The organism is Fibrobacter sp. UWB10 (genome assembly GCF_900182935.1).
GTDB lineage: Bacteria > Fibrobacterota > Fibrobacteria > Fibrobacterales > Fibrobacteraceae > Fibrobacter > Fibrobacter succinogenes_O.
Genome location: NZ_FXUE01000002.1, coordinates 378,756 through 396,204, shown reverse-complemented (window position 1 = coordinate 396,204; position 17,449 = coordinate 378,756). Strand labels below are relative to the sequence as shown.

Here is a 17,449-nt window from a genome sequence, read left to right as displayed (position 1 = left end):
ATTAGTAGACAGTAGGAAGTAGGAAGTAGACAGAAATAATCGCAACAAAAAACGGCCCGCCGGGCGGGTCGTTTCTTACAATTTTCTAACTCGTTGAGAGTCAAGCGATTAGCGCTTTTTACCCTTCTTGCCTTTCTTGCCCTTAGCAGCCTTGGCGGGCTTTGCAGCCTTCTTCGGAGCCGGAGCTTCTTCGACAGCTTCTTCAGCGCCTTCTTCGCCTTCTTCCTCTTCGGCGATTTCTTCGCCCGGATTACCGACGAGAGCGTTCACGTTCACAGAGACGAGACCAGCAAGAGACTTGACTTCGGTCTTCTTGTCGACTTCAACCTTCGAGAACTTCGAAATGATGTAGTAGGCACCCGTTGCTTCGAAGCGGCGAGTCATATTCGCAATGCTCATGGAGCCCTTGGTTGCCGGGAAATACTTGGATTCCAGGCGAGCCTGATCCTGCGAAGTCTTTACAGTCTGCACAGCTTCGCAAGCAAGCGTCCAAACACCCTTGTTCACGTCAATAGAGTTATTCACGTATTCAATGATCTTGGAGGCGCCCTTGTAAGAGTTCGTCGTGGTCTTGGTGTAGTGTTCCGTAGCCTGAGACACGTAACTACCCTTCTGCATCAAAAGTGTAGCAAGGAGAGCGATAACCAGAACGGTGAGTGCAATCGAAATATTCTTTACGTTCATTGGTACAACTCCTTATTCAAAGTGGTAAGCCGCCGGGGCTTCGAGCTTAAAGTTATCAGCCATGTTGTAGTTGACAAGAGCCTTGTAGTCGCTAGACTTGAGCTTACCCTTGGCAAAGGTGAAAGAAATCACGCAGTTCTTACCGCAAGCGACTTCCTTAACGCCACCTTCGTTCTTCAAGAGGAACTTGTCGGCAAGGCCAGCCTTTTCGTAAATGGAATTCTGGGCCTGGGCCGGAATGCCAGCGGCTTCATACATGTAAGAAAGCTGCTTGAAACGGGCATCCTTGTCGCCTTCGATAGCCTTGACCGCGGCATCAAAAGCAGCTTCGGTCTTAGCAGAGGTCAAAGAGGCATAAACCAAGCGCCATGCCATACCGTACTGGTCGACAGACTTCCACTGATCCTGAACGGCACCGTTGGAAAGTTCAAGGTAGGCATCCACCTGTTCTTTAACCGTCTTCTGGGCCTGGTCGTTGTACTGACCCTTCAGAACCATCATCAAGGCAAACAAGCCGATAATGAGCACAATATCGACAATCATCAAAATTTTGAATTTCTTTTTGTCCATAAGTATCCTTTTGCAAGTTTTTTGCATATAGAATTTACTTCCAAAATAAAAAAAAACAAGCAAACTTTCCGAAATTTAAGGCTTTTTTACAGAAAACACCCCCTTTTTTAGTATATTGCAGGCCATGAGCGAACAAGAAAACAAAGAAATGCTCCCGTCTCAGGTCATTTTTGAAAACCTGAAGGAACTTATCAGGGCCAAAAATACGGCCCACGAATCCATGTTCAAATTCCACTGGAAAAAGATGTGGCCGTTCAGCCTATTCTGGCCGCAAGTGGATTTCGAACGTATCGTTCGACTCATGAGCGAAATCCGCAAGAACGCCATCAACCAAAAGAACTTGGTCCTACAGGCAAAGTCCAAGGCAAAGCCTTTCGAAAAGACATTCCTTGATGCTATCCCCGCCTACCTGGACGCTCTCGATGTTTCTTGCCAGAAGCTCTCTGCCGCCGCCCAATGGAAGCAAGACATGCTCCTAAAGCGCATTCACAAAGATGTCAAGTTCCGCCGCGATGTGTCGGAATGGAGTCAGATTCTAAAAGAATACGAAGATGCGCAAGGCAATCTGGTTCGCGCCGGCGCCATCGTGCAAATGGGTTGGGGCGAAGTCGTCCAGAATTTAAATACGTAGAAAGGCATTTTCATGCCAGAAGTCAGCGTCATCATACCGGTCTATAACACGGAGCAGTTCCTTGAGGATTGCTTGAACAGTGTGCTAGCGCAGACTTTCACTGATTTCGAAATCATCGCAGTCGATGACGGTTCCACAGACAACAGTGCCGCCATCGTAAAACAATTTGCGGCCAAAGACAACCGAATCGTCATTATCCATCAAGAAAACAAGGGCCTTTCCGAAGCACGCAACACAGGAATTAAAGCCGCCCGCGGGAACTGGATAACCTTCGTGGATAGCGACGACATGCTGGCCCCCAGTTTTCTACAAAAGCTTTGGGATGCCGCCACGCAGAACAAAGCAAACATTGCCTGCAGCGACAAGCTCCTTTTCTGGAAAAAATCTGAAATTGAAACCAGAGACGCAACAGTTCAAGCGATTGCGCTCGCCCCTGAAAAAGCTTTAGAACGAGCCCTCTACCAAAAAAACGGGCCTGATTATTCTGCCTGGAGCAAGCTCTACGGCGCCCAAATTTGGCAAAGTCGCCGATTCACACCGGGAATCTATTTCGAAGACATGGACTGCATTCCACAAGTGCTTTTGGAAGCAGAAAAAGTCACATTCGTTCCCGAGCCGCTTTATTTGAACCGCAGGCATGGCTCAAGCATTTTGGCGACCGCATACAACAGCAAGAAAGCGGAACTGCTGGACATAGCCGAAAGAATCTGCACGCTTGTCGAAGGCAAAGGTGCAGAACTGAATCGCGCCGCCCACAGCAATCTTTTTAGCGCCAGCTGCAGCATTCTAATGCGCACGCCCGACACCGACGAATTCACAGATTTCCGGACTCGGGCTTGGAAACACATCAAGGATTTCCGTCTGGAAACGCTTTTTAACGCTAACAGCCGCACTCGCAATAAGGTGGCTGCGCTGATTTCTTTTGGCGGTAAAGCGATCTTCGGATTTGCACTCCGGAGGTTCGGATGATTCCTAAAAAGCTTCACTACTGTTGGTTTTCTGGCGAGCCATTCCCTGAAAGCATCCAGCGTTGCATTGACAGCTGGCACAAGTTTTTGCCCAACTTTGAATGGGTCAAGTGGGACTACGATAAAGCAAAAGCCCTCGACATTCCTTGGGTAAACAAAGCGCTCGTCCAGAAAAATTGGGCCTTTGCGGCCGACGCCGTAAGACTCTACGCGCTGTATACAGAAGGCGGACTTTACCTCGACACCGATGTCGAAGTTCTGCGTTCATTCGAGCCGATGCTGGATCAGCCCTACATTTTAGGCTACGAGAATGGCTCTGACCGAATCGAAGCCGCCACCATGGGCTGCGAAGCCGGATTCAGCCCGATGAAGGTTGCGCTGGACTTTTACAAAAATCAGGAATTCAATTACTCCGAAAATGTAGTCGACCAGATGGTCCTGCCGAATATTCTGCGAGAATCGTTCAAGGATTTCAAAGACCTGAAAATCTTGCCGGAAAGCGCATTTTCGCCCAAGAGCTTTATCGACGGAAAAATCCGCGCGACAAAAGATTCCTTCAGTATTCACCATTTCAGCAGCAGCTGGCGCCCCGAATCGGTGCGAAAGGGAATCGCCCGCAGGCAAATGCTGTTCGCCAAGTTCCCGCGACCCATCGCTAAAGCGTTATCAATTCCGCTTGCCCTATGGACAAACCTGCAGGCGCTTGGAATACTTGGAACCTTGCAGAAATTGAAGGCGCTATTCAAGCAACCCAAGAACTAACGCTTGAGCAAGAATTTCGGAATAAAGAGTTTCGGGAAGCGCTTGAGGAACGGAAGCGAGAACGACCACAATTCCGGCAACTTGCGCAAAGCTTCTTTCTTATTGGCATAGCACAAGGCAGAAAACCAGTGTGACATCCAAATGCGGCGAGCTTCTTTATAAAGCTTGTGCGAAGAATACTGGTCTAAAACCTTGAGCGTATTTTCATAAAGCCAGTTCTTATCACCAGAAACATTGGTCGAATGCGTGCGGTAATAGCAGCACACCGTATCAAGAACAGGCAGTGGCTCGTAGTGATAAAGGAATTTGAGCATCATTTGGAAATCTTCAATCACGAAGTCCGCATTGAAACCACCCATCGCACGGAAAGTTTCGCAATCGATCATTTCTGTGCAGCCATGAAGTTCCTTTTTCCCTAAGAAAATATCTGCAAAAGTCACCTCTGGAACAGCCGTCGTATACCGCGGATCACGTTCGCTATCAAGATTGCCTTCGGCATCCATGCGCACCACCTGCCCAAAGCATACGGGCTTACCACGATGGGTTTCCATATACTGACTTTGAATCCGCAAACGATCGGGCGGCATCATGTCGTCAGAAGCAATCGAACAGAAATACTTGCCCTTCGCCAACGAAAGGAGTTCAATCATCGTCGGAACGATTCCCTTGTTCGGGCGATGTACGTAATGAAAGCCAAATTCCTTTTGCAGGCGTTCAAGAATCTGCGGAGAGCTATCGGAACTTCCGTCATCGACGACAATCAATTCAAAAGCAACGCCCTTTTGCTCCATGACCGAGCGCACGGCGGCTTCAACATACTTTTCGTGATTGTAGCTGGGCAAGAGTACCGAAACAAGTGGCGGAAGTTCACGCTGTTCCATTTCTGAACCTTGTGCAAAGGCCTTCACGTAAACATTTTCCGTCATTTTTTCGGCAAACATGTTCGTTACTGAATATTCCACTTAAGCCTCCGCACAACGACATAGAGCACAATCACGTAAACCAGATTTTCAAAGGCGTACGCCATCATGGGCCCGTTAAAATCAAACAGGCGAATTCCAACAAACGTTCCCACGGCAAGTAGTAATTCTGCACATATTTCAATCACTAGAAACTTCGTGGTTTCGGCACGGGCAATCAGCACCAGCGCAAGCGCGAAGCCACCGGCTCTAAAGAAATCGCCCACCAACTGGAATGGCAGATAATCGACCGCCCCCATATATGCCTGCGAAAACAGCACTTGCACCAAGATTCCACGGCAAAAATAAAGGGCCAAGACCATGACAAGCGAAATTCCCATAATGCGGAGTAAAAGCGGATGCAACATGGCAAAGAAATCATGGCGGTTCATTTTGGGCGACACGCGCGGCAGCAAGATTACCGTCAAAATCGCAGACATGGCCATAAACAGAAAATCAGAAACCTTCCAGACGCTCTGCCAAATACCGGCGGCATCATTTCCAAAATTTGATGCAACCGTTGTTCGAATAAACGTCAACACCAACGGAGAAAGCACCATAGGAATAAGGCCCATTAAAGCATACGACATCCACGGACCACGGGTATCGAGAGCCGACTTCCAAATTTGCTTGACGCTAAAACCAGCGCGACTAGAAATCTGGATGGCAAAAATAGCAGCCACAATGGACTGGGTAGCGATAATCGAAAGCACCGACAAGCGACCCGTATACAAGAAGAACGCCACCCACAGCATTTGCCATACCGAAGTCACGATATTGATAAGCGCCCACTTGCGATTTTCGCCAAGACCATTCATGACGGCGGCCGTAATCGTAATGATGTTTGTCGCAAAAACACCCGGCAAAGCAAACAAGATTGCCGCCTGCGCCAAGCGAGTCGGGACTCCGGGCAAAAGCGTTTCGAGAGGCGCCATAAAGCAGAACAGGAGCGCCACGACAAACGTAAGCAGACTTGCAAACGTCGTCAAGCGGACACCGCCACGCCAGACACCCATCAATTTTTCTCGGTTATCCTTGTTCTGAGAAGTCAAGGCCGTCCAGCCATTCTGCAATGCCAAAGAAGACGTAGCCTGGCCAATGCACATTAGGTTCAGGAACTGCCCCACGCAGGCAAATGCAGCCGGTGGCAGAAAGATGGCAAGCAACTTGTTGATAACAAAAGCACGAAGCGCATTGAACAGCGTAACCGCACCAGAACCGGCAAAAAGCTTTGTAAAATTCGGATTAGCGGGCATAGGCATTGAGCGATTCTACGACATAGGAAACTTGATCTTCGGTCATGGACGGACCCATGGGAATGCTGAGTTCGGTCTTTGCAAGTCTTTCGGCAACCGGAAGTTTTCCGTGACGAAGTTCCCCACGGGATGTTGACCCACTAAAGGCTTGCTGCAAATGCGGCGGAATCGGATAATGAATCAGCGTTTCTACACCGCGACCTTTCAAGAACATTTGCAAATCATCTCGAGTTTCGCAAAATACCGGGAACACGTGCCATACATGCGACTGCGGATTCGCAGGAACTAGAGTCACACGCACCAACGGGTTCTTGATTTCGGCACAATAGCGGGCCGCAATTTCTTGACGGCGCTTGTTCCAGGAATCCAGATGCGGGAGCTTTGCCAGCAGTACCGCAGCCTGAACCTCGTCGAGGCGGGAATTTACGCCTACAAATTCGTTCACATACTTTTCGACAGAGCCGTAATTACCGAGAGACTTTACCACTTGGGCAAGTTCTACGTCATCGGTTACTACCGCTCCCCCATCGCCCATGGCGCCGAGGTTTTTGGTCGGATAAAAGCTATAGGCCGCAGCATTAGACGAATAGGACTCGCCGCAAGCTCCGTGAGCTTGGGCCGCATCTTCGAATACGAGCAAGCCTTTCGCCTTTGCAAATTCACAAATTGCAGGCATATCTGCCAAGCGGCCATACAAATGCACCGCGATAATAGCGCGGGTCTTTTCAGAGCACGCCTCTTGCAAGTGTTGCACATTCAGATTGCAAGTTACAGGATCCGGTTCAACCAAAACAGGAACAAGTCCTGCGGCACGCACCGCCAAAACAGTCGCCACAAAGGTATTCGCCGGCACAATCACTTCGTCGCCTTCGGCAATACGCCCCAGGATAATCGAAGCCTTCAGCATCAAGGTCAAAGCGTCAAGCCCATTTCCGACTCCGACACATGCCTTTTTCCCGCAATAGGCGGCAAAGGCGTCTTCAAACTCGCGGCAGCGATTTCCGCGAATAAACCACTTTGAATCAAGAACATCAGAAAAAGACTCGCGCAGGGCATCGCCTAAAGCGCGATTCACATAATCCAGCGAATAAAACGGGACATTCATCATTGTTTGAGAAAATAGAAAAATAGTAGGATGTAGAAAGTAGACAGTAGACAGTGATTAGTGGTTAGGAATTTACTATTTTAAAGGATATGTACGAAATTTTGCCTTACAGCCCCGAAAGAGAATCCCGCTGGGATCGATTTGTCATGGAAGAATCCATGAACGGGACTTTTTTGCAAACGCGCAAATTCTTGAATTACCACCCTGAAGGGCGCTTTACAGACGCCTCTTTCTTTATCGAGAAAAGCGGAGTGATCGCCGCGGTCGTTCCCGGTTGCAACATAGACGGCAAATTCGTATCGCATCAGGGCACCACCTTTGGTGGCCCCATCATTTCGAAAGATTTTTATTCCGGCGGAAAAGTCCTTAAAATTCTAGACGAAATCGACAACTATATCGTCTCCCATTTCAAGGGCATTGTGTTAAAACCCACTGCACCGCTTTTTGCTACAGCGCCAACAGACTTGTTGGACTACGCTCTAGAGCACAAGGGCTACAGCAGACATTCCGAACTCAGCTGTTTCACGCCGTTAAGCGAACTCACTGACCCCTTGGAAAATTGCAACGGGAAATGCCGTTACAGCTTTAGGCAAACCGAAAAATACGGCTTGACTTACGGCGAACTTCCTGATTCCGAAATGGAAAAATTCTACGAGTTCCTGACTCTTTCCAAAGCGCGTCACAACACGAAGCCCGTGCATACGATTGCCGAGCTGCGCGATTTAAAGCAAAGATTCCCCGAAGAAATTTTATTCCGCGGGGTATGGAAAGACGGCGTTTATCTGTCGGGCATGATGATTTTTGTTTTCAAGCAAGCCAAGGTATACCATTTCCAGTATCTTGCGCCCGACGACAGCCAGCGAGATACAAATGCATCAACCGCAATGCTCATAAATGCCTTGCGCGAAGCGGCCCGCAACGGAGCTAAGAATTTTTCGTGGGGTATTTCTACCGAAGATGGCGGCGAATACTTAAACGAAAACCTTTACCATTTCAAGGAATCGTTCGGAGCACTCCCCTGCGTAAATACCAGGTTCGAAAAATAGATGTAAAATGTGAAATGTGGAATGTGAGATTACACATTTCATATTAAATCTTGCCGACCTCTTTTACAAAGTCTTCGTAATCGTAGATGTAGTCGGATTCATCGTAATGTTCCGACGCAAGCACCATACACACCGCGCCCGACGAGAAGTTTTCGATTTCACGCCAGTGCATAGTCGGAATATAAAGACCATGGTAAGAACGGTTCAAAGAATACTTGGAACGTTTCTTGCCGTCATCCAAAATCACGTCAAAACTGCCACTAGCGGCAATAATCAGCTGACGCAAGTTACGATGAGCATGCCCACCACGGGTCGTTCCACCGGGAACGTCATACAGGTAATACACGCGCTTGATATCGAAGGGCACCAGTTCGCCCCCCTCGACCACACTCAGGTTACCCCGCTGGTCGTGGGCAATAGGGATATCAATCAAACGCGGTTCTTTTAGCTGATTTTCGTTCCAATCCATGGCCCTAATATAATAAAGTGGCGACCTAAAGGGGTGGTTCGGGCTGTTTTTGGGGTGATTCAGTTGAAAAACGGCAGATTTATTTCTATATATGTCGCACCAATGAGTGCATGTCGCGCCAAGCTCTGCCAACATGCATGTTAACCAAAGAGCTTCCTTTAACGAGGTAAAAATGTCCTCTTTCCGTGGACCAAAAGGTAAGGTAGCCCGTTCTCTCGGACTCGCCGTCTCTCAGAAGACTCAGAAGGCTCTCGATCGCCGTAACTTTGCACCCGGCCAGCATGGCCAGACCCGCAAGAAGTCTTCTTCCGTGTACAAGCAGCAGCTCGTCGAAAAGCAGCGTCTGCGTTTCACCTACAACATTTCCGAAGCTCAGTTGGCCAAGGCTTATGACGAAGCCAACCGTCGCGCCGGTTCTGCTGGTGACAACCTGATGATCTTGCTCGAAACCCGTCTTGACGCCCTTGTCTACCGCATGGGTTTTGCTCGCACGATTTTTGCAGCTCGCCAGTATGTCGCTCACGGTCACTTCACCGTGAACGGTGTCCGCAGCTACTCTCCGTCTCGCCAGATCAAGGCCGGTGACGTGATTGCAGTTCGCGAAGGCTCTAAGGAACACGTGCAGATCAAGGAAGCCATTGCTAACGCTCCGGCTGTCCCTGAATACGTGACTGTCGACGCCGGCAAGATGGAAGGCACGCTCGTGAAGCTCCCGCTCCGCGAACAGATTCCGGTCAAGCTGGAAGAACAGCTCGTCGTGGAATACTACTCCAGGTAGTAACCACTCAAACCAAGAGTTTGGACACCCTGCTTCGGCAGGGTGTTTTTTTTTGCATTCACAAAAAAAGACGGCCGCCAAAAACATATATTTATCTTACGAAGTGAGAAAATACGATGGCCTCGTTTAAGAGTAGACAAAATATAATGGTGATCGAAGACGATCCGAATTGCCAGGAAATTCTCCAGAATGTCCTGGAAGAGTCTTACAATATCACCGTAGTCGGCAATACGCAAGAAGCCTTGCTTTTGTTGATGGACGCCCCCACGACCTATTCCCTTATTTTACTAGAACTGGAACTGCCCGACGACGCCTGCATCGAATTTTTAAAGCAACGAAGCGCCCAAAGCTTTTTGCAGAACATTCCCGTTATCGTCATTACAGGAGAAGGCGATGACAACGGGTGTTACAAACTGGGCGCCGACGAATTTATACGAAAGCCCCTGAACTCCCCCGACGTTATTCTCGCCCGTTGCGAGCACACCATGGCGCTGTACGAAAGCAAGAACCTGGTGCAACAGACCGAAAAGGACAAACTCACGGGGCTTTATACCATTGACTACTTCTTTGAATACCTGAAGCAGATTATGCCCCTGGACATGGGGTCAGACCGCGACGCCATCGTTATCGATATAGAGCACTTTCGACTGATTAACGAAATTTACGGACGTGGAGTCGGCGACCAAATTCTTTCGCAAATCGGCAACTACCTACAGCAAACACTTGCAACCCTGAACGCGATCGCCTGTCGAGCAGGAGCCGACGTATTTTACGTTTACTGCATTCACCAGGAAAATTACGGGGATTTACAAGAAGCACTCCAAAGCATGCTTGCAAAGGTCGCCAAAGTCAACAACATCCGTATTCGAATCGGTGTATGGCAATATGTCGAACGAAACTTGGACCCCGAATCTTGGTTTGACCGCGCCAAAAACGCTTGCGACCGCATTGGCGGGAATTTCACGAATTCGATTGCATTCTACAACAGCGGACTGCATAGCAAGCACTTGCGTGAAGAGCGCCTGATTCGTGACATTTACGATGCAATTGAACATAAGGACTTAAAGGTCTACTACCAGCCGAAGTACGCCATTCAAGGCGATAAGCCGCACCTGCGCAGCGCCGAAGCCCTTATCCGCTGGATTCACCCCTCACTCGGTTTTATCAACCCGGGCGACTTTATTCCCCTGTTCGAATCAAACGGCCTAATCCAGATGGTCGACAACTATGTATGGAACGAGGCTGCCGCCCAAATCCGTCGTTGGAAAGACGAATTTGACTTTACGGTCCCGGTTTCGGTAAACGTATCTCGCATCGACATTTACGACCCCGAGCTCGAAAACAAGTTCTGCAACATTCTAGAACAGAACAAGCTTACGCCCAACGAATACATGATCGAGATTACCGAAAGCGCTTATTCTGACAACGCCCAAGGCCTGATTGATGTTTTAAACAGCATGCGCAGTAAAGGATTCCATATCGAAATGGACGACTTTGGAACCGGATACTCTTCGCTCGGCATGCTCACAGAACTCCCGATCGACATTCTAAAGATTGACATGTCCTTTGTGCGCAACATGGAAAAGCACGAAAAGAACAAGCGAATGGTCGAATTGATTATCGACATTGCGAAATTCTTGAAAGTTCCCTGCGTTGCCGAGGGCGTCGAAACGGAATCCCAGCTGCAGACCCTTAAGAGAATGGGTTGCGACGTGATTCAGGGATACTACTTCTCGAAACCCGTGCCCCCCGAAGAATTCGTGAAGTTTATTGAAAAAGAAAAGAGCCTGTGGACTAAGTAAGACCAAAGATTTTGTATCTTATGGATATGAAATCTATAGCTCTTAACGTTTTCGATTACACTAAAAACTATTTAAAATCCCTGAACTGGATTGTTCTTTTGGGGATTGCCGCATTCTGCATTGCGCTTGCCGTTATCAACAACATTCGCGTTGAAGACTCCAAGTCGGTCGACTGGATCGGCAGCCAGGAAATTCTTGCCAAGCCGGACGAGGTGCTGTAATGAAGAAGACGATTATCTCTGCAGTACTGCTCGTTGTAGCCTCGATTCTGGTAGCTATCGGTGTTGCCGAAATTTCGTTCCCGGAATCGTTCTTGACTTTTACCGACCAAGACTGGCTGATTGACATTTGGCCAAAGGCTTACCGCTACAATATTCATGTGGGTCTTGCCGCCATCATTATCGCCACGGGCATTTGCGTTCCGGCTTACCGCCTGCAAAAGGACTTTGCCATCCGAGCCCTCGAAACGCTGTTCCGCGTGGGCATTGGCGGCATGTTCATTTTCGCGAGCATTTACAAGATTCAGGACCCGCACCAGTTTGCTGTCCTTGTGGCGCAGTACCAGTTCTTCCCCGCTTTGCACTTGGAAAGCGTGAACAACTTCTTTGCCCTGGTGTACCCGCAGTTTGAATTCTGGTTCGGGCTTGCGATGATTGTAACGCCGTTCGTGCGTGAATCGGCATTTGCGATTTTCTGGATGTTCGTGAGCTTTATCATCGCCCTCACTTGGGCCTTGGGCAACGACCTCGGAATCACTTGCGGTTGCTTTGAGCTTGAAGACGGCGATGCCCACGACAAGGCCGAAGCCTGGACAAGCCTGATTCGCGATATCATTCTGATTTGGCCGACGCTTTGGCTTGCAACCAGAAAGAACCACAGCCTGATTAAGGTGTGGCGCCGGAAATAGAATTAAAAAAGTCGACAACTCGTTTGCTGAATGACTCCATGGAACAATGTTCCAGGAGTTTTTTTGCATTAGATTCATCGAGCACGTTTTCGCCAGCGAGCACGCGATCGATCACGCGGGCGTATGCCTCGGCATCCGTCGGCGGATTGATCAGCGGGCAAACTCCGTCAAGATTTTCCTTGACTGCTGAGGTTGCGGCGCAGAGCGCAGGCGTTCCGCAAGCAATCGCTTCGATAGGCGGAAGGCCGAAGCCTTCTAAAAGCGACGGATACACCATCAAGTCTGCGTGGCGATAAAAGTCGCGCAGTTCATGCGCCTTGAATTCGCTAAAGTGATAAACGTTATAAAGTTTCTTTTCATTCACGATGGCACGCAGGCGTTCAGAGAACTTGCCAACTCGCACAAAGGCCACATGCGGCCTGAGGCGCGCCATTTCAAAGAAAGTCTCGATATTCTTGCGGGGTTCATCGAGGCTTACGTTCAGGCACATGCCATCAAAATTCTTGATGCCGTACTTGCGCAGAAAAACTTTCTTTTCTTCAAACGTCGGTTTCGTTTCGGGCTTGTTAAACAAGGCGCTATCGATGGGGCAACCGATGACGGCTCCCGGCTTTGACGACATTTCTATGCCAAAATGGTCCGCCGCTTGTTCGCAAGTCCAGTTGGAATTGTACACGAAAAAGTCCGCCTTGACTGTCGGGCGAATGTAGAACAGGTTCAACAGCTTGAACTTCGTGCTGTTCGGGTACAAGGTTTCGGCAAAGGTATCATGCACAAACATGACCGTCTTGGCGCGCCCCTTCACCACCGGCACCAAGAAACCGAGTTCCGGCCGAATAAAGAAAACGATTTCGGGCTGGATTTTCTTGACCAGCTTTTTAAGCGGTGCGCGAAAACTCAAATATCCCGTATAGAGCGATTTCGCCCACACTTCGTGAGATACATAGTTCGAATCTTGCGAAGTCGCCGTTTTCTTATCGGCTTCACCAAAGAACTTGGGAGTCTTGAGCCAAAGCACATGGGCATCGAATTTTCCCGACACCGCCTTCACCAGATTCAGCGTCAATCGCCCGAAACTGGTACACTCGTTTTTATCGCAAACAAAAAGGACTTTCGCAAGGCTCATAGAACATCCCTTAATTCTTAAAATAATAGCAAAAGATTAGCACTATATCTTTTTCAGCAAATCAGGAAATGTCGCCAAAGAATCACTTTATTTCAAATGTTCCGCCGGCATAGCGTATTACCACACGATTCGTCTCAATCGCAGTGATAACCACATCCCAAATTTTCTGGCCAACGCTTACCACAGCCGTTTCACCGTGGTACTTGATAATCGCTACGGGATTGTCTCCTGGCAAAATAGCATCAAGCGTAATTAATGGCTGTTGCGGAGTTTGTTGGACGACTGTGTCAACCTTCGGCTTTACAACACGGGGCTGGGGTTTCGGTGCAGGCGCAAAACGCTTTGGTGTAAGAAAGGGATCGCGCAAATCGGCAGCAGGTTTCTTCTGAGGTTCCAACAGCGAAAGCATTCCCTGCATGTCAAAACCAGCAGCCGTCACCTGTTCGACATTTTCTGTATTTGGGGATTTTCCGGCATTAACATTGTTGGACATTTTCCACAAAAACATCCCCCACAAAAGCAACGTTAGAGAAACCATGAATACAATCAATTTATTCATTCGGTACTCCCTTGCTAAGAACTGAAAGGTGCACCGAGACATCCACGCGGCCACTTTCTTCACGGTTCATATTCACGTCGTGCAATTGTATACAATAAATCCCGTTTTCCAGTTCTGTAACAAACTCATGCATATCTGCAAAAGAGGCATTCATTCTGAAAGACACCGGTATTTCAGTTTTTCCCGAAGACCGTTTGATTTCACCTGTCGAAAGGTCATGCAACGAAACTTTTTTCTTTTGGGCGGTATCATGGATATAGGCGAGAATCCTTGACGATGTGGCCCTGGCGTTCACGTATCGGTCTATCTGCGAGGAGACCTTACGATATTCATCTATAAGCGAATCAGGAGATGCGACCATGTCCCCTATCGACTCAGCTATTTTCACCTCGGAACGTACCGACGTCAAGCGTTCACTAAAAACGACTGCCTTGGGAACAATGCAAAAGGCGAGCAAGGCAATTATTGCAAGCACGGCAAGCAACGTCAAGACATTGTACTTATTTTTCGAAAGGAACGACTTCACCTAACATTCTCCGCAGTCAAATCAAAGCGAACAACATCATGTTTTTTCCAAGTTGTTTTTTCAGTCGTGCGCAATCTAACATTGATAAAGGAACGGTCGTTTTCTAGTTTCTCTAAAAAGTCAGACAAATCTTTAGAGGTTACCGCATAACCCTGTACAGAATGAACCTGTCCCGATATCAACCAATGTGTAACCCAGATATCTTCGGAAACAACCGATGCAAAATTGGTGATAGTCGTAGACATCCTGCTTCTATGTTTTAGGAATTCTTCTGATTGGGCTTTTTCTCTGTCCAATTTTTCCCATATTAGAGCAAGGTCTTTTTGCTTTTGAACAATAGACTGGTGCGCTTGGATTTTCGCCTGCGATTCGCTTGTGTAAACAGACTCAACAATACCTAACGCCAGCACAACAAAAGCCGACAGGAGCAAAACGACAACGCACGCCTTTACAGTTCTCCTGAAAAGTGCCGCGTCACGAAGCCTTTGTAAAGCATCCTTATTTGCAGGCGTATGGAAGCTGGGCATGTTGTCTGTTCTAAAAAGCCAAGCATCTTCAGCGACCGTTTTGGCAATTTCTTCTGCATTAATCGTAAAAGGAATCTTTACCGGATCTTTTACAAGGTATTGCTCGCGAATGTATTTTTCCAATTCGTCCGTATTTTCGCCAAGAACCTTATAACCGGCGACAACCTTTCCTTCCGTAGCTAGATAAAGCCTTGCAAATCCATTTTCGTTATTGAACAACAAACAAGGGGCGTCTTCATTGACCTCAACCATTTCAGACATCGCCAAAACTAGAGGCAAATGGATTATGATTTTAAATCCAACCTTTTGAACGTCTTGGGCAAAACTTTCTATGGCACTGCGTAGCGCGACGACAGAAAAATCTCCCGACACGGTATCTACATGGTCCCAGCAATCCGGTTTATACCCCGGAAAATCAACAACCGGATTAACGCTGTCGGAAACTATTTTTACCGGAGTGGCATCGTCAACCAACAACACGCCATCATCTGCACCGCCATGCTGAATTTGAAAACGGCGACATTCTTCAAGCGTTCCAGAAAAGCTCCTGCAAATAGAACTACGACCTCTGCCAACCCCTCGCATAACGCAAAGGATTTGAGCAGAATCTCCAACAGCAGAGACGTCGCGGACAACCAGGACCCACCAGTATCGTCCTGCCGCAATATCCAATGCCCTGCCTAATGGAGATATCACTTCTTTTTGTCCTCGGACTGTTTAACAGGTTTCTTGTCAGACTTCTTTTTCTTAGGAACCAGCGGCTGTTTCGCCTTTTCGATTTCGTCAGCAACATCGACGCTGCCCTCGGCACCGTAATAAATGTGCGGAGTTACAAAAATGAGCAACTGGCTTTTGCTATGAACTTGTTCCACATTCCTGAACAACCATCCAAGAATTGGAATCGACCCAAGGAAGGGCACCTGACGGTGAACATCATTCACGCTTTCTTTCACCATGCCGCCCAATACGATAGTTTCTCCATCGCGAAGTCGCACTGATGATTTCACATAACGCTTGTTGAGAGTTGGAGGAACGCTACTGCTAAAACTACCCTCGGGTTCCGAAAAATCCGGAATAATTTCGCACGTAATTTCACCACCACCCGTTACATAAGGAGTCACGGTAATATTCGAGTTCGCCTCAATCTGTTCAAAGCGTTGCGTTGTTTTAGATGTAACGGCATCACCCTGATTATAGTCAACCTCCGACGACATCATGTAGTACTGCGTTTGGCCAATCGTAAGCACGGCCTTTTCGCCATTGAGGGTTGCAATTTGCGAACGGGCCTTCACATCAAGAATTTTTTCTTGTTCCATGGCCTCAATTTTCGCAACCAAGTCCTTAGGCACCTGAATCACGTCGCCAAGGCCAATGCCATTGAAAATCTTTTGAGTCTGCCTAGCATTCAAAGTCTGGTCAATATTCGGGAAAAGCATTTCGGAGCCCATATGCTGAGAAGCCTTTCCAAACAGCAAGTTCAAACCATGATTGTGCCCTTTTTCAATATCCATGTCTACAACAAGCACTTCAATCAAGATTTGCGCTACAGGCAAATCCATCTTGTCTACATATTGAGAGATGGCATCAAGAACATCGTAACTGCCAACAGCCATCAATGCGTTTTGCGACTTGACCACCTGTATTTGAGTGCTCTTGGTAAGGGTTGTAGGCAAAAGTTTAATCACATCTTCGGCACGCAGGTGTTTAAGCTTTATAAGCAACGAATTGTCGGCAGTCTGCATTTCATGCGGTCCGATAAAATATACTCCGTCACGTTCCCAGAAGGTATAAGCTGTTCCACGGAACAAATACTTCAATGCCTCGCGCACAGGAATGCCCGATATATGCGAAGTAACAGAACCATCCAACTTGCCGTAAACCATCGCATTCAGTTTAGTTTGCGAAAGGACTTCACTCAAAAGCGAAGCCAAGGGAGCGTCGACAGCTTCGATATTCAACAAGCTGTCGCTAATCAAGCGCACCTTGAATTTGTTGGAGTTATCGTTACCTTTCCCGCCCAAATTCCAGGATGCCTTTTTCAGCGAAACAATACCATCGTCATCTTCATAATCCAGTTCGGCTGATTCTGCCAAATAGCGCATTGCCCGATCAAAAGGAAGATTCTGCACGAATACTGATACAGACTTGGAAATACCTTGATCCAGCAATATGTTTTTTCCGGTAGCCTCTACAACCTTGCGAACCAACTTGTCTAACGGGGCGTCTTCAACATCAAGTGTCAGGGTATTGTTTGCCCATTCAACCCTAAAACGCTTTTCGGGAGGCTTGGGTGCTTCGGGAATTTTCTCTACCGGTTTTTGCACTCGGATAACAGAACCGTCTACCGTATATTCATAACCGTTACCCTGCAACAAAACACGCAAAGCGGACTTTAGGGGCTGGTTACTGAAGTTGACTGTAACAGGGCCCTTTACGTCGGGGGCCAAGAAAAGATTCAGTCCATACTGAACCGCAAGTCCTTGAAGCAAGTCGCGAATTTCAGTATTCTTGACATTCAAGTTTTTGACAACAAGCGAATCGGGAATTGGAAGCGGAGGAAGCGACGTTGGTTGCGCCCATATAGGCAAATTCAAAACCAACAATGCAAAAACAGCAACCTTAAATTTGCATAAAAATTTCATGAGATAAATTTAGAAAGATGCATCGCCCACAGAAGAGCTTATATGCAAAAGACTCTCCTTAAGGGAGAATCTTTTGTATGGAATTCAACGCCAATTCTTACAATTTTACTACAAAAAAAACGTAATGTCGCA

General features: G+C 47.9%; 19 protein-coding genes. 8 read left to right on the top strand and 11 right to left on the bottom strand.

Annotation, left to right across the window (positions count from 1 at the left end):
• Positions 1-108 precede the first annotated feature (108 nt).
• Complete coding sequence (locus QOL41_RS06250) at positions 109-684, bottom strand: hypothetical protein (RefSeq protein WP_283429063.1); 576 nt, start codon at positions 682-684, stop codon at positions 109-111.
• Positions 685-696: 12 nt separating this feature from the next.
• Positions 697-1,254: a hypothetical protein gene (locus tag QOL41_RS06245; RefSeq protein ID WP_283429062.1), complete on the bottom strand. Its 558-nt coding sequence runs from the start codon at positions 1,252-1,254 to the stop codon at positions 697-699.
• 124 nt (positions 1,255-1,378) lie between these two features.
• On the opposite strand from QOL41_RS06245, the gene QOL41_RS06240 reads away from it, so the two are divergent.
• The 3 genes from QOL41_RS06240 to QOL41_RS06230 are packed head-to-tail and all read left to right on the top strand — an operon-like array spanning position 1,379 to position 3,615.
• Complete coding sequence (locus tag QOL41_RS06240) at positions 1,379-1,885, top strand: hypothetical protein (protein WP_173654672.1); 507 nt, start codon at positions 1,379-1,381, stop codon at positions 1,883-1,885.
• Between the two features lie 12 nt (positions 1,886-1,897).
• A complete protein-coding gene (locus QOL41_RS06235) occupies positions 1,898-2,854 on the top strand; it encodes a glycosyltransferase family 2 protein (protein WP_283429061.1) in 957 nt (318 codons plus the stop codon).
• A complete protein-coding gene (locus QOL41_RS06230) occupies positions 2,851-3,615 on the top strand; it encodes a glycosyltransferase family 32 protein (protein ID WP_283429060.1) in 765 nt (254 codons plus the stop codon). The genes QOL41_RS06235 and QOL41_RS06230 overlap by 4 nt, the downstream gene beginning before the upstream one ends.
• Here the strand turns inward: QOL41_RS06230 and QOL41_RS06225 are convergent.
• From QOL41_RS06225 to QOL41_RS06215, 3 genes are read right to left on the bottom strand one after another with little or no spacing between them, the layout of a single operon-like run.
• Positions 3,612-4,577 carry a glycosyltransferase family 2 protein gene (locus QOL41_RS06225; RefSeq protein ID WP_283429059.1) on the bottom strand — a complete coding sequence of 322 codons (966 nt, stop codon included), beginning with the start codon at positions 4,575-4,577 and terminating at the stop codon, positions 3,612-3,614. The genes QOL41_RS06230 and QOL41_RS06225 overlap by 4 nt on opposite strands.
• The gene (locus QOL41_RS06220) at positions 4,562-5,836 is read right to left on the bottom strand and encodes an O-antigen translocase (RefSeq protein ID WP_283429058.1); all 1,275 of its coding nucleotides are present in this window, start codon (positions 5,834-5,836) and stop codon (positions 4,562-4,564) included. Before QOL41_RS06220 ends, QOL41_RS06225 begins: the two co-directional genes overlap by 16 nt.
• The gene (locus QOL41_RS06215) at positions 5,820-6,938 is read right to left on the bottom strand and encodes a DegT/DnrJ/EryC1/StrS family aminotransferase (protein WP_283429057.1); all 1,119 of its coding nucleotides are present in this window, start codon (positions 6,936-6,938) and stop codon (positions 5,820-5,822) included. Before QOL41_RS06215 ends, QOL41_RS06220 begins: the two co-directional genes overlap by 17 nt.
• A gap of 86 nt (positions 6,939-7,024) precedes the next feature.
• On the opposite strand from QOL41_RS06215, the gene QOL41_RS06210 reads away from it, so the two are divergent.
• Positions 7,025-7,981 carry a GNAT family N-acetyltransferase gene (locus QOL41_RS06210; protein WP_283429056.1) on the top strand — a complete coding sequence of 319 codons (957 nt, stop codon included), beginning with the start codon at positions 7,025-7,027 and terminating at the stop codon, positions 7,979-7,981.
• A gap of 43 nt (positions 7,982-8,024) precedes the next feature.
• Here QOL41_RS06210 and QOL41_RS06205 read toward each other — a convergent pair whose 3' ends face one another.
• Positions 8,025-8,450, bottom strand: coding sequence for a sugar 3,4-ketoisomerase (locus tag QOL41_RS06205; protein WP_173654667.1), 426 nt, complete (start codon positions 8,448-8,450; stop codon positions 8,025-8,027).
• Positions 8,451-8,622: 172 nt separating this feature from the next.
• On the opposite strand from QOL41_RS06205, the gene rpsD reads away from it, so the two are divergent.
• The 4 genes from rpsD (at position 8,623) to QOL41_RS06185 (ending at position 11,937) form a co-directional block, all read left to right on the top strand.
• Entirely contained in the window at positions 8,623-9,228 is a 606-nt protein-coding gene (gene rpsD / locus QOL41_RS06200) for a 30S ribosomal protein S4 (RefSeq protein WP_073320591.1), read from the top strand.
• 146 nt (positions 9,229-9,374) lie between these two features.
• The gene (locus QOL41_RS06195) at positions 9,375-11,030 is read left to right on the top strand and encodes a two-component system response regulator (protein ID WP_283429055.1); all 1,656 of its coding nucleotides are present in this window, start codon (positions 9,375-9,377) and stop codon (positions 11,028-11,030) included.
• A gap of 26 nt (positions 11,031-11,056) precedes the next feature.
• Positions 11,057-11,251: a hypothetical protein gene (locus QOL41_RS06190; protein ID WP_283429054.1), complete on the top strand. Its 195-nt coding sequence runs from the start codon at positions 11,057-11,059 to the stop codon at positions 11,249-11,251.
• Positions 11,251-11,937, top strand: coding sequence for a MauE/DoxX family redox-associated membrane protein (locus tag QOL41_RS06185; protein WP_283429053.1), 687 nt, complete (start codon positions 11,251-11,253; stop codon positions 11,935-11,937). Before QOL41_RS06190 ends, QOL41_RS06185 begins: the two co-directional genes overlap by 1 nt.
• Here the strand turns inward: QOL41_RS06185 and QOL41_RS06180 are convergent.
• The 5 genes from QOL41_RS06180 to QOL41_RS06160 all read right to left on the bottom strand — a co-directional run bounded on the left by QOL41_RS06180 (position 11,915) and on the right by QOL41_RS06160 (position 17,317).
• Positions 11,915-13,063, bottom strand: coding sequence for a glycosyltransferase (locus QOL41_RS06180; RefSeq protein WP_283429052.1), 1,149 nt, complete (start codon positions 13,061-13,063; stop codon positions 11,915-11,917). The two genes, QOL41_RS06185 and QOL41_RS06180, sit on opposite strands and share 23 nt — an antisense overlap.
• 82 nt (positions 13,064-13,145) lie before the next feature.
• Positions 13,146-13,622 (bottom strand): hypothetical protein, encoded by a 477-nt coding sequence (locus QOL41_RS06175; protein WP_283429051.1) that lies wholly within the window; start codon positions 13,620-13,622, stop codon positions 13,146-13,148.
• Complete coding sequence (locus QOL41_RS06170; protein ID WP_283429050.1) at positions 13,615-14,148, bottom strand: type 4a pilus biogenesis protein PilO; 534 nt, start codon at positions 14,146-14,148, stop codon at positions 13,615-13,617. The genes QOL41_RS06175 and QOL41_RS06170 overlap by 8 nt, the downstream gene beginning before the upstream one ends.
• Positions 14,145-15,347 (bottom strand): PilN domain-containing protein, encoded by a 1,203-nt coding sequence (locus tag QOL41_RS06165; RefSeq protein ID WP_283429049.1) that lies wholly within the window; start codon positions 15,345-15,347, stop codon positions 14,145-14,147. The genes QOL41_RS06170 and QOL41_RS06165 overlap by 4 nt, the downstream gene beginning before the upstream one ends.
• A 20-nt stretch (positions 15,348-15,367) precedes the next feature.
• Positions 15,368-17,317, bottom strand: a complete 1,950-nt coding sequence (locus QOL41_RS06160; protein WP_283429048.1) for a secretin GspD/PilQ domain-containing protein — start codon at positions 17,315-17,317, stop codon at positions 15,368-15,370.
• Positions 17,318-17,449 lie beyond the last annotated feature (132 nt).